This is a genomic window from Pantoea rwandensis (assembly GCF_000759475.1).
Classification (GTDB): Bacteria; Pseudomonadota; Gammaproteobacteria; order Enterobacterales; family Enterobacteriaceae; genus Pantoea; species Pantoea rwandensis_B.
In genome coordinates, this window is record NZ_CP009454.1 from 2,868,550 (window position 1) to 2,883,640 (window position 15,091).

A 15,091-nucleotide genomic window follows, 5' to 3' on the forward strand; every position below is an offset into this window, starting at 1 on the left:
CCGAGGATGGCCGCCTTTTTTATAAGGGAACGAAGAGCCTGAAACAGGCACCCGGCGCGGGTTTCAGGGCAATATCACCGCGATGCAATTGCACCATACGACGAACGATCACTAAACCCAGTCCACCATTGTTGCGGCGGTCAGGGTCAATGATGGAAGGCCGTTCAAACAAGGTCTGACTCACGATGGCATGGCAAAAGACGGTATGGAAAAAGATGAGATGTCAAAGGACGGGGTGTCTAAGTCGTAAAATCTCGGTTACCGGGCGGATGTCCGGTAACCGTTTTACTGATTTCAGCGGGTTCGTTTGCAGAGATCTTCGATTTCGAGATCGGGCAATTCATCGCAGCTGCTGGTATCGTGTTTCTTTAGCTCAGCCAGTGCGTCAGCCACCGTACGCGTCTCCAGCACCTTCAACGACGCTTCTTCTGCTTCTTCCGCAATCGATTTGAAGTACCAGCACAAATTCGCACTGACCAGGCAACGCGGCGCCACATCAGGGCGTGAAGCCCAGAGCTTTTTATCTTCAATTACAGAAGTATAAATGTCACGCAGCGTGATCTCCGCCGCCGGGCGGCCTAAGTGGATCGAACCGGTACGTCCAAGCGTAGAGACGATGATGCCATCGCGTGTTAACGGAACCATCAGTTTCCGAATGAAACTGGGGTTCGCTTCAAGACCATAAGCCAAAATAGCACTGGTCGAGCGTTTGCCCAGTTGCTCCGCCATCGCTACGCTCAAAACCATCTGCAAAGCTGTCGGGAAGCGGTAATCTAGCATTTCTGTATCCTGATTTGCGGTCTATCTTATTGTTTTCATACCGCGACAGTGAGTAATCAATGAGCAATAAATATAACAAACACTGTTGCTTTTTAGAAGCCAGCGACTGTGATCAAGGCACGTATTCATCATTTGATCAGGCAGAAGCGCACAGGCTGCTTAGTTTATCGCCCCCTTTTACGTTTTCGGCTTCAGTGCAGGCAATTTTTGCTTCAGCACCCCCACCAACAACACGTTGATTAACGCCAGCAGGCACAGCAGCCACAATGTGGCATTCGCCCCGAACTGCTGAAAAACATACCCCCCTACCAGCGGCGTTAATGCCTGGCCAATCAGTGCCGGGCGCGCCATGCGCCCAACCACAATGGCATAAGCCTCTGGTTTGACCATGACTAGCGGTAAAGTTCCGCGCACAATGGCACGCAGGCCATTTCCGGCACCATAGAGCACCATGCTGACCAGTGCGAATTTAGGATAAAGGGTCAGCAACAGCAGCCCTATCGCCACTAATCCTACCGAGAAAAATGTCGTCCAGATCGGATGTCCGCGTTTGAACGCGATATCCACAATACGTGACCCCACCTGACAAGGGCCCAGAATCGCACTGATGGCCAAGGCGGCGGTTAATGAGTGGCCGCTGGCCTGTAACAGACTGATCAACTGCACCGAGATAGCAGTCATGATCACCGAAGCGAGGGTAAAAATGCTGCATAACAACCAAAACAGCGCGGGTGCCAAATCACCACTGGCGTTACGCTGCTTTGTCGCCGTTTTCACAATGGGCTTAATTGGCGCAGGCAGGGCATACCAGTAGGCAGGCAACACGGTGAGGCATAACAGCGCGGCAATGGCGAAACAGGCGCCACGCCAGTCAAGCCAGTGAATCAGCAGCGCAGTGCCCGGCCACACCAGCGTGGTGCAAAAGCCGGAGATTAAGGTAATGCCGGTGATCGCACCGCGAGCCTGTCCACCGTACAGCGTTCCAAGAGTGGCAAACAGGGCGTCGTATAAACCCATCGCCATTCCAATGCCGATAATCAGCCAGGCAAAGAGAAACAGCAGTAAATGGTGGCTCAATCCCATGATGACCAGACCCAATGCCATCATCGCTCCACTCGACGCCAGTAACACGCGACCATAGCTGCCAGCAATCAAGCGGCCACTCCAGGGCGCTAACAGGCCAGAAACCAAAATGCCCAGCGACAACGCGCCATACACCCACTGCTGAGACCAGCCGGTTTCCGCGATAATCGGATTCGCCATCACGGCCATGAGATAAAAGGATCCGCCCCATGAGAGGATTTGGACCCCGCCCAATGTCACAATGGCAGGAACCGCAGGTTTAGGGTGATGCTCCACGACACGTTTCCATTAGCAGGCAAAGCATTGTTATAACATGTTCATCCTGCTGGAAAAATGCTTGTGTGCCCTGCTTCGCGAAATCACGTTTACAGAGTGGAAGATCGGCACCAAATACGATAAGTTAAATGGTATGTTGTAACTACGGAGCGTAACATGTCTCGCTATGATTTAGTGGCTGATTTGCACGAGTGCGTCAACGCATTGGAACAAGGTTTGACGACCCTGCGCCAGCAGGTTGAACAACAGCCGTTGCTGATTGCGCGCGCATTCAGCTTGCCCGAAATCGAGAAAGGCCACGAGAATGATGAGATTGAGCGTATCGCCGTCACTCAACATCTCGGGCAAAAAGCACGTGACATGGCGCTGGCTCACTACTGTCGTCTGTTTATGCAGCACCAGTCGGAAAAACTCAGCACCAAGGCTGCGGTGCGTTTGCCTGGCGCCATCTGTATAGAAGCGGATGAAGCCGTCAGCGAGCACATCAGTCAGCAGGTGGCCGATATCAACGCGCTTAAACTGCGCCTTGAGCACCTGATTACCGTGGAGTCAGGCCTGCCGAGCGAGGCGCGCTTTGAGTTTGTTCACCAGCATTTGCGCGGTTTAATCACTCTGAACGCCTACCGTAGCGTGACCTTACTGCACGCGCCGGATAGCCTGCGTTTTGGTTGGGCCAACAAGAACATCATTAAAAACCTGACGCGTGAAGCCGTGGTCGAGCAACTGGAACGCAGCCTGAAGGCAAACCGTGCGCAAGCGCCCTGGACGCGCGAACAGTGGGCAGAAAAAGTCCAGCAGGAGCTGGACATGATCCTGTCACTGCCCGCCGATGCCAAACTGAAAATCAAACGTCCCGTGAAGGTTCAACCCATTGCCCGCGTGTGGCGCGCCAGTAATAAGAAGCAGGTGCAACTCGCCTGCCCTTCACCGCTGCTGGTGTTGTGCCGGGATAAGACGCAGGTGCCAATTTTGGGAGAATTGCTGGATTACGATGCTGATAACGTCACGCATCGTCATAAGCCGCTGGCGCAGCCGCTGCATCTGGTGATCCCACGGCTATATTTGTGGAGCGACAAGCTTTAACGAAGAAGCGGCCCTTAGGCCGCCTCTGTAATAACCCACTATCGCTGAATTGGGCCGTATCAACCCTCAGTTAACCGCGATAATTATTGCTTCATGCTGCCAACCATCTCTTCCGGCCTTACCCACTCGTCAAACTGCTTTTCGGTCAGATAGCCGAGCTTCAGCGCTGAGCCTTTTAGCGTCAGCCCTTCTTTATGGGCTTTCTTGGCGATTTCTGCCGCTTTGTCGTAACCGATATGGGTATTCAACGCGGTCACCAGCATCAACGATTCATTCAGCAACTGATCGATGCGCTCGCGTACCGGTTCGATGCCCACCGCACAGTGATGGTTGAAGCTGTCCATACCATCAGCCAGCAAACGAATTGACTGCAGGAAGTTATGGATCACCATCGGACGGAACACGTTCAACTCGAAGTTGCCCGATGCCCCACCAATGTTCACCGCGACGTCGTTACCCATCACCTGGCAGCACAGCATGGTCAGCGCTTCACACTGCGTTGGGTTCACTTTACCTGGCATGATTGAGCTGCCCGGTTCGTTTTCCGGAATGGCGAGTTCGCCAATCCCGCAACGCGGACCCGATGCCAGCCAGCGCACGTCGTTGGCGATTTTCATCAGTGACGCCGCCAGGCCTTTCAATGCGCCATGTGCATGCACCAGCGCATCGCAGGTTGCCAGCGCTTCAAACTTATTCGGTGCAGTAACAAACGGTTGCTGAGTCAGTTCGGCCAGCGCTTTCGCCACGCGAACCGCATACTCCGGATGGGTATTTAAGCCGGTGCCCACCGCCGTGCCACCCAGCGCCAGTTCAGCGACATGGGGAATGCTGTGTTCGATGTGCTTGAGGTTATGTTCCAGCATCGCGACCCAGCCGGAAATCTCCTGACCCAGCGTCAACGGCGTGGCATCTTGCAGGTGAGTACGACCAATCTTCACGATGTCCTTAAAGGCTTCAGACTTCTCGCTCAGGGTCTTTTTCAGGACATGAATCTGCGGAATCAGCTGCTCCCGCACGGCGATGACCGCAGCCACGTGCATGGCGGTGGGGAACACGTCGTTGGAGCTCTGGCTCTTGTTGACGTCATCGTTTGGGTGCACCAAACGCGACATGCCACGCTCGCCGCCGAGAATTTCACTGGCACGGTTGGCCAGCACTTCGTTCATATTCATGTTGGTCTGAGTACCGGAACCGGTCTGCCAGATCGCCAGCGGGAACTCGTCACTGTGTTTATCAGCCAGCACTTCATCAGCGGCTTTCAGGATCGCTTCCGCCCGCTCTGCCGGCAACAGGCCAAGATCGCGGTTCACCTGGGCTGCAGCGCGTTTGGTCAATGCCAACGCATGCACTAATGCGACGGGCATCTTCTCGGTTGAGATACGGAAATGCTCCAGCGAACGCTGGGTTTGTGCCCCCCACAACTTATCTGCCGGTACTTCGATCGGTCCCATTGAATCTTTTTCAATGCGATTCGCTGCCATGACTACGTCTCCTTAGCTCAGATTTGAGGTTTCCGCCCAGGTCGTCTTCCCGCGACGCCGTTGAGCGAGCAAGATTGTCACACACAAGAAATTAACATTATGCGAGCCCATCGCGTTTATTGCACTTGTTGATGTATTTTGTATGGCACTTTCTGCTTTAATAAGCCTATTTACTTACGGTTATTAAGGTTAAACGATGCAAAAAATGAACAATTCGCTGCAAAATTACGCTTGGGGCAGCAAAACTGCGCTGACCGAACTTTACGGCATTGAGAACCCGCAAGGATTACCGATGGCGGAACTGTGGATGGGTGCCCACCCTAAAAGTCCGTCAACCGTTGAGTTCAAGGGTGAAACGCGTTCCCTGCGCGATGTGATCAATGATGACCAGACCGCAGCCTTAGGCGCGGCAGTCGCAGCGCGTTTTGGTGAGTTGCCGTTTTTGTTTAAGGTGCTGTGTGCCGATCAGGCCTTATCGATTCAGGTTCACCCGAGCAAAGCCGCTGCTGAAGAGGGTTTTGCGCGCGAGAATGCTGCCGGTATTCCGATTGGCGCCGCTGAACGCAACTACAAAGATGCGAATCATAAGCCGGAACTGGTGTATGCCCTGACCCCTTTCCAGGCGATGAACGGCTTTCGCGAAATGCACGAGATTGTCTCACTGCTGGAACCCGTGGCGGGTGCCCACCCGCAAATCGCTCACTTCCTTGAAAAACCTGATGAAGTCAGCCTCGCCAAATTGTTCTCCACACTGCTATCGCTAAATGATGAACCTAAATCACTGGCGTTAGCGGTACTGAAATCGGCGCTCAACTCACGCGGTGGCGAACCCTGGCAGACCATAAAGAGCATTGCGGCCGATTATCCGGACGATACCGGTTTGTTCTCACCGCTGTTGTTAAATGTCATCACTCTGCAGCCCGGCGAAGCCATGTTCCTGTTTGCCGAAACGCCGCACGCTTATTTGAAAGGCGTGGCACTGGAAGTGATGGCGAATTCCGATAACGTACTGCGTGCGGGACTGACACCAAAATTCATCGATATCCCTGAGTTGATGGCGAACCTGAAGTTTGAAGCGAAACCCGCTGCCACCTTGTTGACGCAGCCTCAGCAAGTGGGAGACACGCTGGACTTCCCGATTCCGGTGGACGATTTTGCCTTTGCCATCCACGCCCTCTCCGCCACACCACAGCCGTTAGCGCAACAGAGTGCGGCGCTGCTATTTTGTATCGAAGGTCAGGCGGTGATTGAGAAGTCAGGTGAGCAACTGCTGTTGAAGCCCGGTGAATCATGCTTCGTTGCTGCCAATGAATCCCCGGTTAATGCCGCAGGCACAGGACGCCTGGCGCGGGTCTACAACGCGCTCAGTTGATCCGGCTGACGATGCCAGCATTAACTGCTATTCTTTCAAACTATTACTTTAAAACGCCTGCGGGCGTTTTTCTTCACCGTCGCACCCCATGTAGCGGCGTGCGGACCCAAGGATAAGGACGACTCAGCGATGAAAAAGACCAAGGTTGCCGTAGGTGTGATTGTGGCGCTCGGCGTGATCTGGACAGGCGCGGCCTGGTTTACCGGCAAGCAGCTGGAAAGCCATATGGATCAGATGTTGCAGAATGCCAACACGCAGCTTAATGCCTATGCACCGAACGCTCGCCTGACGCTCAGCTATCAGGATTACCAGCGCGGCATCTTCAGCAGCAAAACCAAACTGGTGATTCAGGCCAGTTCACAGACTGAAGACAACCCGCTGCTGAAGCCGGGTCAAAGCATCGTGCTGAACGAAACCATCGACCATGGTCCCTTCCCCTTTGCGCAGCTGAAACGCGGCAGCCTGATTCCGAGCATGGCTTCGGTGCATACCGAGCTGGAAAACACCGATGCGGTGAAGAAACTGTTTGAGCTTACCAACGGCAAATCGTTGGTGACCGCTGATACGCGTGTGGGCTACAGTGGTGCGACCGACACCGCACTGGATCTGCTGGCGGTGGATTATAACAACGCGCAGACTGGCGACCGTCTTGCCACCAACGGCGGAACCCTGGAGATCAGCGCAGACAGTAAAGGCGATAAAGTCAGCCTGAACGGTGACTTTTCCAGCATTGCCGTCACCAGCAAAAACCAGGTTGAGCAGCCGGTGCTGTTTACCCTTAACGGCCTGAAGCTGAAGGGTGATACCCATCTCAGCCCGGAAGGCGTGCGCGTCGGCGATCAGTCCATCAGCCTGGATAAACTCGACGCCAGCATTAACGGCCAGGAAGGTTTGTCATTGCAGAAGCTGGACACCCAATCTTCCTTCGATAATAAAGATGGCAAAATCGGCGGCGATCTGAATATGAACGTCGGCAATATTAGCTTGCAGAAGCAGCCGTTCGGCGAAGCTAAGCTGGCGATGAAGTTTGCACAGTTTGATGCGCAAGCGGTGAAAACCTTCTCGGATAGCTACAACGCGCAGATGCAGGCACTGCTGAACCAGCCAGGTTTAGTCGAGAACCCCGTCCGCTATCAGGCTAGCGTGCAGACCATCCTGAAGAATAACCTGCCGACGCTGCTGAAGGGTTCACCTACCGTCAGCATCGCGCCGCTGAGCTGGAAAAACGATAAAGGGGAAAGTACCTTTAACCTCAGCATCGGCTTTAACGATCCCGCCACCGTCACCGGTGAAGCGCAGACGTTGGGCGCGGCAGTGGATCGCGTACTGAAAACGCTGGATGGCAAACTGAACATCAATATGCCAATGGCCACCGAAACGATGCGTCATGTCGGCCTGGCCGAAGGTTATCAGAGCGACGATGCGCAAAAGATGGCGGACCAGCAGGTGAAAGGTCTGGCGGCAATGGGCCAGATGTTCCGTCTGACGCAGCAACAGGATGACAACATCACCACCAGCCTGCAGTACGGCAACGGCCAGGTGACGATGAATGGCGACAAGATGTCACTGGAACAGTTCTTGTCTCGCTATATGCTGGGTGCGCAGACCAGCGAAGGGATGCCTGAGTAATCAGAGGATGCAGCGCCGAACCGGCGCTGCTTTCTGGCTGCACCTGAATGCGCCCTTTCCCATCACGCTTCTTCTACTCTCCCCCTCGCACCAACAGTGGCGGCACAATCAAGGTTTGTACTTCAGCTTCCGGCTGTGCCAGACGCTGCAAAATACGCTCTGCGGCTCGCCTTCCCACATCACGCGCTTCACTACTGACAAACGTCAGCGAGGAGTCATACGATTCGCGTTGCGGATCGTCATTAAAGCCGACCAGCGCCAGCTTTTGCGTGAAGTAGCTGTCCACCGCATCTTCGCCCAGCGAGCGTCCGCTGTGGATCGCACCAAAATAGCAGCCGAGCGTGGTACTGGCGTTATGGGCAATGATAGCGGTGATGCGTGGGTGATGATGCAGTAAGTCTTGCGTCAATGCCGATACGCTCTGTTGCCGGTCATCACACTCAATGATCCAGTCCGGGCGGAACGGTAAACCGTATTGCAGCAACGTGGCGCAATAACCGCCAATTCTTTCAGCACGCGTCAGTGAAGACCCCAATCCACCTACCCACGCAATACGCTGATGCCCCTGACGGATCAGATACTCCGTCGCGATGCGTGCGGCCTGGCTGTTGTCTGGACGCAAGGAATCGACTTTGTCGAGGCTGCTGGCCCGCGCGGCGCAGATCAAGGCAATTTGCTGTTCGTGTGCCTGCGCCACCAGCATTTCCGCCTGCGCCACGGCGCCGCCCAACACGATGCCATCGGCCCCTTGCGCCACCAATGAATCGAAACAGCGCTGCAGATTTTGCCCGTGCTGGCCACTTTGCGTCAGCACCAGGACTTTGCCCTGCTGTTCCAGCACTTCGCTCAAGCCTGCGGTCATCGCCGCGTAAAAGGGCTGGCTGAGATCGCGCACAATCAAACCTATGACACCACTCTCGCCACCACGCAGGATGGAGGCTGAGCGGTTGCGCACGTATCCCAGCTGCTCAATCGCCTGATTAACGCGTTCGGCCGTGGCGGAAGAGATACGACCTTTGCCGGACAGCACCAAAGAGACTGTCGATACCGATACGCCAGCCGCCTGTGCGACATCGTGAATAGTGGTTTTAGGCTGAGACATCCGGTTCCGTTTCCAACAACTAATGAAGAAACATAGAGGTAAAACGTTACACTGATTGACGCAAAAATAAAGCCTGGGATTAGTCACGCTTTGTGACTATAGCCACAAAATTGCTTGGTAAAACGTTTTATCATTCTTTACCTTTATGAAAACTTGTCGCTTTTTAACCAGGAGAGACCATGTCCGCCAGCCGACCCAAAATGTCACTTTGGGAATTTTTCCAGAGTCTGGGTAAAACCTTTATGTTGCCCGTCGCCCTGCTGTCTTTTTGCGGCATTTTGCTTGGGATAGGCAGCTCGCTCAGCAGTCACGATGTCTTGACGCTGATCCCGATGCTCGATCAGCCCTTCCTGCAATATCTGTTTATCTGGATGGCGAAGCTGGGTTCATTTGCCTTCAGCTATCTGCCAGTGATGTTCGCCATTGCGATTCCACTGGGCATGGCGCGGGAGAACAAAGGCGTCGCTGCCTTTGCCGGATTCGTCGGCTATGCAGTTCTGAACCTGAGCGTCAACTTCTGGCTCAATATCAATGGCATTCTTCCCACCACCGACGCGGCGGTGCTGAAAGCCAACAACGTTCAAAATATCCTTGGCATCCAATCCATTGATACCGGTATCCTGGGCGCGGTGATCGTTGGTGTGGTGGTGTTCTGGCTGCATGAACGCTTCCACAACATTCGCCTGCCGGATGCACTCGCCTTCTTCGGTGGCACGCGCTTTGTGCCGATTGTCACCACCGTGGTGATGGGTTTGCTCGGCCTAGTGGTTCCGCTGATTTGGCCCTTCTTTGCGCGCGCCATCACCGGTCTCGGCTGGATGATCAACAGTGCCGGTGAATTTGGCCCGATGATCTTCGGCACCGGCGAACGCCTGCTGCTGCCGTTTGGTCTGCAGCATATTCTGGTGGCAATTATTCGCTTCACCGATGCGGGCGGTACGCTCGACGTCTGCGGCAAAAGCGTCAGCGGTGCCCTGACCATCTTCCAGGCGCAGTTGGCTTGCCCGGATACTCACGGCTTTGCGGAAAGCGCCACGCGTTTCCTGTCGCAAGGCAAAATGCCGGCCTTCCTTGGTGGTTTACCGGGTGCGGCACTGGCGATTTATCACTGTGCCCGTCCCGAAAATCGTCACAAAATTAAAGGGCTGCTGATTTCTGGTGTGGTGGCTTGCGTCGTCGGCGGCACCACTGAACCGATCGAATTCCTGTTCCTGTTCGTGGCACCGGTGCTGTATTTGATCCACGCCCTGTTGACGGGTCTGGGCTTCACCGTGATGGCGATACTCGGCGTGACTATTGGTAACACCGACGGCAACGTTATCGACTTCTTCGTGTTCGGCGTGCTGCACGGCCTCTCCACCAAATGGTATTGGGTGCCGGTGATTGCGGCGGTGTGGTTCGTGGGTTACTACGCGATCTTCCGGTTTGCTATTACCCGCTTCAACATCAAGACTCCGGGTCGCGAAGCAGAAACCAGCAGCGTGGAGCAGCAGGTCAGCCGCGCGGGCGTGGGGAAATCAGGTTACAACACCCCGGCGATTCTGACGGCGTTGGGCGGCGTGGACAACATCACTTCGCTGGATAACTGCCTGACGCGTCTGCGCCTCACCATTGCTGACATGAGTAAGGTGGACGATGCCGCATTAAAAGCCAACGGTGCAATTGGTGTGGTGCACCTTAATCAAACCAGCCTGCAAGTGGTCATCGGTCCACAAGTGCAGTCTGTGAAAGATGAAATGGCACATCTGATGAGTGCGACGGCGTCATGATGCAGAGGTTTGATTTCGACCCTGTCGTGGATCGTCACGGTAGCTGGTGCACGCAGTGGGATTTTGTAGCGGATCGCTTCGGTGTGGAGGGCTTATTGCCCTTCACCATCTCCGATATGGATTTCGCGACGGCACCCTGCATCATTGAGGCGTTGCAACAGCGCTTGAACCATGGCGTATTGGGCTACAGCCGCTGGCAGCACAATGATTTCACCTCGGCGATTCAGCACTGGATGCGCAGCCGTTTTGCCACCGACATTGAGGCGCAATCACTGGTTTATGGACCGTCAGTGATCTACATGATGGCGCAAATGATGCGCCACTGGACAAAACCCGGCAATGAAGTGCTGATTCATACGCCCGCCTACGATGCGTTCTATAACACTATCAACGGTAATCAGCGCCGCGTGCTGGAACTGCCGCTACAGCGTCAGGGTAATGACTGGCAGTGTGATATGGCACGGCTGGAACAATTACTGGCGCGACCCGATTGCAAAGTGATGCTGCTGTGCAGCCCGCACAATCCTACCGGCAAAGTGTGGCAGCGTGAGGAGTTACAGCAAATGGCCGCGCTCTGTGCGCGTTACGATGTGAAGGTGATCAGCGATGAGATCCATATGGATATGGTGTTGAGCGATGCAGACCACATCCCATGGAGCCAGGTAGCGCAATCTCCCTGGGCGTTATTCACGTCGGCATCGAAGAGTTTCAACATCCCGGCACTGACCGGCGCCTGGGGCATCATTCCGCATGAAACCGATCGTCAGGCCTGGTTCCACGCACTGAAACAGCAGGATGGCTTATCGTCACCGGCGGTGATGGCTGTGGCTGCCACCATTGCCGCGTATCGTGAAGGTGAAGCCTGGTTGGATGCACTGCGCGATTATCTACAGGCGAATATGCAGCACATTGCGCAACGATTGAATGCGGATTTTCCTGCGCTTAACTGGCAGCCCCCTGCCGCTACCTATCTGGCATGGATTGATCTCACACCGTTGGGCATTGATGAACAGACATTACAACATCGGCTGATTCATCAGTACAAAGTCGCGATCATGCCGGGTTCAACCTACGGTGAAGCCAGTCGGGGATATCTGCGGCTCAATGCCGGTTGTCCGTGCAGTAAACTCGATGACGGACTGGATCGTCTGATTGCGGCTTTAAAATCGTGTTAAAGGCGTTCGGATGCTGATTAATTCAGCATCCATTTCACAGCTTGCGCAAATCACTGGCGCTGTTGCGCAAGATGTTTTTATAATGCTCTGCACTTTATGAAACTTTAGCGAGTGCGACATGATTGACCTGAAACTCCCCCTGACCGACATTCACCGCCACCTTGATGGCAACATCCGCGCACAAACCATCCTTGATTTAGGTCGCCAGTTTAACCTCACGCTGCCTGCTAACTCGCTCGACGAACTGCGTCCGCATGTGCAAGTCACAGCCAATGAACCCGATCTGGTGAGCTTCCTGCAGAAACTGGACTGGGGCGTCAAGGTGTTGGGCGATTTGGATGCCTGCCGCCGTATCGCGCTGGAAAACGTGGAAGATGCCGCACGTGCTGGGATTCACTACGCAGAACTGCGTTTCTCACCGGGCTATATGGCGATGACGCACAACCTGCCGATCGCTGGTGTGGTGGAAGCCGTGATTGATGGTGTACGCGCGGGCGTAAAACAGTACGGCGTGGATGTGAACCTGATCGGCATTATGAGTCGCACCTTCGGTGACGAAGCCTGCCTGCGCGAACTGGAAGGTTTGCTGGCACACCGTGATGGCATTACCGCCGTCGATCTGGCCGGTGATGAGCTCGGCTTCCCGGGCAGTGAATTCCTCAGCCACTTCAATCGCGCGCGCGATGCCGGCTTCCGTATTACCGTGCACGCCGGTGAAGCCGCTGGTCCGGAAAGCATCTGGCAGGCGATTCGCGAACTCGGCGCTGAGCGTATTGGCCATGGCGTAAAAGCGATTGAAGATCGCGCATTGATGGATTTCCTGGCAGAGCAGCGCATTGGTATTGAATCCTGCCTGACCTCCAACATTCAGACCAGCACAGTAGCTTCACTGGCCACTCATCCGCTGAAAGCCTTCCTGCAACACGGTATTCTCGCCACCATTAATACCGATGATCCGGCGGTTCAGGGTATTGAGCTGGCGCATGAATATGAGCACGCTGCGCCGCAGGCAGGATTAACCGCTGAAGAGATGCGTCAGGCGCAGGAAAATGGTGTGACCATTGCCTTCCTCAGTGAGGCAGAGAAAGCTGCCCTGCGTCAGCGCGTGGCGGGGTAATCACGTCAAAAGTAAAAAGGTGCGCTTCGCTGCGCACCTTTAAATCACATCGCACGTTAGGGTGAGGCCCTTTTTGAGTGACACCACCCTGGCGTATGCTTTACTCCGTCACTTCAGCGACATCGTCTGGCGCTTCTCAGCGGACTGTAAGCCGAGTTCAATCAACTCCATCACCTGAATCGCCTCTTCAGCATGGACTGGGTTATCTCCGGTGCCCGCAATCGCATCACGAATCGCCGCGTAGTACGCCGGATAGTTACCCGGTAGAGTCAGCAGTTCTTTCTCCACCATCACGTCACCTTCTGCCAGCGTCAGAGTGCCATTGCGCATATCATAGCCCCAGTCTTCCTGCGGAGGACGTTCACCTGCTTTCAGGCGATCTTCCTGCGGATCCAGACCATATTTGACGTAGCTGCCCCGCGTGCCGTGCACCACAAAACGTGCAGATTCTGCCGCCACCAGCATGCTGGCGTGTAACACGACCCGACGAGTGGGATAAGTCAGCACCGCATGGAAATAATCGGTGGTTTGCGCGCCAGGACGCAGTTCAGCCATATCCACAGTGATCGCCACCGGCGGGCCAAACAATTGCAGCGCCTGGTCCAGCACATGAGGGCCAAGATCAAACCAGATACCGCTGCCCGGGCCTTTCATTTCGCGCCAGCGCTGACGAACTTCGGGGCGGAAACGGTCAAAATGCGATTCGAGATAGCGCACATCACCTAAGGCGCCATCAGCTAGCAAGGTTTTCAACGTCAGAAAATCACTGTCCCAGCGGCGGTTGTGGAATACGGAGAGCAGCAGCCCTTTGGCTTTGGCCAGTGCATCCAGCTCACGCGCTTGTGACAGTGTCACGGTAAAGGGCTTATCCACCACCACATGTTTACCGGCATTCAGTGCCGCTTTGGCTAACGGGAAGTGAGTATCATTTGGTGTCGGTATGACAATCAGTTGCAGTGTCGGGTCATCCAGCAGGGCTTGTGGATCGGAAACCACTTGCACCGAGGGCCAGTCGGCATGCACCTTGCTGGCGTCGCTGCTGGAGACGGCTGCCAATTCAACGCCTGGCGTGCCGACGATCAAAGGAGCATGAAAGGTTTTGCTGGCAAAACCGTAGCCAATCAGGCCGACACGTAATTTATCGCTCATTCTCATTCCTCTTGTTCGTTACCAGACTGATTTAAGACGAATCAGCCAGTAACAACAAGGCGGAATCAGCTGAAAACTCAGGAGATCGCACTCCGTGCCGGTTGCCAGCTCTCCTGAGCCACTAAGGCATCGTGCGCATCCTGACTGCGGCGGCGGAAATCACTGGGGCTGACGCCCACCCGTTTACGGAAGACGCGAGAGAAATAGAGCTGATCGTCATAACCCACTTCGCGCCCGACCGAGGCAATCGGCTCCTGCGTGGTTTGCAGCAACAGTTTGGCGCGGATGACCCGCTGATCTTCGCGCCAGCGCAGCAGATTAATCCCCATCTGCTCGCGAAACAGATGCGCCAGCCGTGACGGGGAAAGACACACATGGCGCGCCACTTCCTCGATTTTCACCTCACTGGCCAGATGGTTGGTGACGTATTGACAGGCCTCAATCACGCGCGGATCGCGAATTTGCTGATGGCTGCGCGGATCTTCCTCCACCGCGCGCAACAACAAGCGCTCCAGCAGATTCATTGCCAGTTCTTCGGCAAAGCGACGACCCGAATTGTGGGTCTGCTCAATGCTGGCAAACAGGCGGTCAAACTCGGCACGTTGCGCTTCTGGCAAACGTAGCCGCCCCACGCCCTGGCTCTCATCCTGCCACTGCAACCAATCCGTCCAGTAGGCACGCGGACGGAAATAGACCCAACGATGGAACCAGCAGGGGCTGTCAGGGGAACGGCCGTAATAGTGCGGAGTTTTCGGCTGAAACAGCAGCAAATCGCCGGGCTCGCAGTCAAACGCCGACTCACCATCAAAAATACGACCCTGACCTTTGATGGTCAGATTGAGGATGTAACCTTTCATGCCGAGCGGCCGGTCAATAAAGAAGTCCAGCTGATCGTTGGCATTGATTGGCGTTAAGCCCGCCACCAGCCAGGCATTAAACGGATAGCCGGGTAGCAGTGGATTCTGCTGCTCACTGGGGGGTTCACGATGGTACATAGTGCCCTCACGGTAACCTGTAAATGCGCAGTGGATCGCGCCAGATGGGCGACCGGATGGCCGCCCTGCATCATTTTTCA

At 55.0% G+C, this 15,091-nt stretch carries 13 protein-coding genes; 6 read left to right on the forward strand and 7 right to left on the reverse strand.

Annotated elements, in window-relative coordinates:
- Nucleotides 1–19 precede the first annotated feature (19 nt).
- From LH22_RS21015 to LH22_RS13090, 3 genes are all read right to left on the reverse strand, one after another.
- Nucleotides 20–184 carry an ATP-binding protein gene (locus LH22_RS21015; RefSeq protein ID WP_430904154.1) on the reverse strand — a complete coding sequence of 55 codons (165 nt, stop codon included), beginning with the start codon at nt 182–184 and terminating at the stop codon, nt 20–22.
- Nucleotides 185–294: 110 nt separating this feature from the next.
- Entirely contained in the window at nt 295–780 is a 486-nt protein-coding gene (locus tag LH22_RS13085; RefSeq protein WP_038647187.1) for an RrF2 family transcriptional regulator, read from the reverse strand.
- Nucleotides 781–957: 177 nt separating this feature from the next.
- On the reverse strand, nt 958–2,139 hold the full coding sequence (locus LH22_RS13090) for an MFS transporter (RefSeq protein ID WP_038647189.1): 1,182 nt from the start codon (nt 2,137–2,139) through the stop codon (nt 958–960).
- Between the two features lie 156 nt (nt 2,140–2,295).
- On the opposite strand from LH22_RS13090, the gene tus reads away from it, so the two are divergent.
- A complete protein-coding gene (tus, locus tag LH22_RS13095) occupies nt 2,296–3,222 on the forward strand; it encodes a DNA replication terminus site-binding protein (protein WP_038647191.1) in 927 nt (308 codons plus the stop codon).
- An 83-nt stretch (nt 3,223–3,305) separates the two neighbouring features.
- On the opposite strand, the gene fumC is transcribed toward tus, so the two are convergent.
- Entirely contained in the window at nt 3,306–4,703 is a 1,398-nt protein-coding gene (fumC, locus tag LH22_RS13100) for a class II fumarate hydratase (RefSeq protein ID WP_038647193.1), read from the reverse strand.
- Between the two features lie 196 nt (nt 4,704–4,899).
- Here fumC and manA point away from each other — a divergent pair, with 196 nt between their 5' ends.
- On the forward strand, nt 4,900–6,075 hold the full coding sequence (gene manA, locus LH22_RS13105) for a mannose-6-phosphate isomerase (RefSeq protein WP_038647196.1): 1,176 nt from the start codon (nt 4,900–4,902) through the stop codon (nt 6,073–6,075).
- Nucleotides 6,076–6,204: 129 nt separating this feature from the next.
- A complete protein-coding gene (locus tag LH22_RS13110) occupies nt 6,205–7,704 on the forward strand; it encodes a YdgA family protein (RefSeq protein ID WP_038647198.1) in 1,500 nt (499 codons plus the stop codon).
- Between the two features lie 73 nt (nt 7,705–7,777).
- Here the strand turns inward: LH22_RS13110 and malI are convergent, their stop codons facing one another.
- Nucleotides 7,778–8,806: a Mal regulon transcriptional regulator MalI gene (malI, locus tag LH22_RS13115; protein WP_038647199.1), complete on the reverse strand. Its 1,029-nt coding sequence runs from the start codon at nt 8,804–8,806 to the stop codon at nt 7,778–7,780.
- 179 nt (nt 8,807–8,985) lie between these two features.
- Here malI and malX point away from each other — a divergent pair, with 179 nt between their 5' ends.
- The 3 genes from malX (at nt 8,986) to add (ending at nt 12,867) form a co-directional block, all read left to right on the forward strand.
- The gene (malX, locus tag LH22_RS13120; protein WP_038647201.1) at nt 8,986–10,575 is read left to right on the forward strand and encodes a maltose/glucose-specific PTS transporter subunit IIBC; all 1,590 of its coding nucleotides are present in this window, start codon (nt 8,986–8,988) and stop codon (nt 10,573–10,575) included.
- Entirely contained in the window at nt 10,572–11,750 is a 1,179-nt protein-coding gene (locus tag LH22_RS13125; RefSeq protein WP_038647203.1) for a MalY/PatB family protein, read from the forward strand. Before malX ends, LH22_RS13125 begins: the two co-directional genes overlap by 4 nt.
- A 118-nt stretch (nt 11,751–11,868) precedes the next feature.
- Complete coding sequence (add, locus tag LH22_RS13130; protein WP_038647205.1) at nt 11,869–12,867, forward strand: adenosine deaminase; 999 nt, start codon at nt 11,869–11,871, stop codon at nt 12,865–12,867.
- 108 nt (nt 12,868–12,975) lie between these two features.
- Here add and LH22_RS13135 read toward each other — a convergent pair whose 3' ends face one another.
- Nucleotides 12,976–14,016 carry an oxidoreductase gene (locus LH22_RS13135; RefSeq protein WP_038647207.1) on the reverse strand — a complete coding sequence of 347 codons (1,041 nt, stop codon included), beginning with the start codon at nt 14,014–14,016 and terminating at the stop codon, nt 12,976–12,978.
- A gap of 77 nt (nt 14,017–14,093) precedes the next feature.
- Entirely contained in the window at nt 14,094–15,011 is a 918-nt protein-coding gene (gene araC / locus LH22_RS13140) for an arabinose operon transcriptional regulator AraC (protein ID WP_034827384.1), read from the reverse strand.
- Nucleotides 15,012–15,091: the final 80 nt, after the last annotated feature.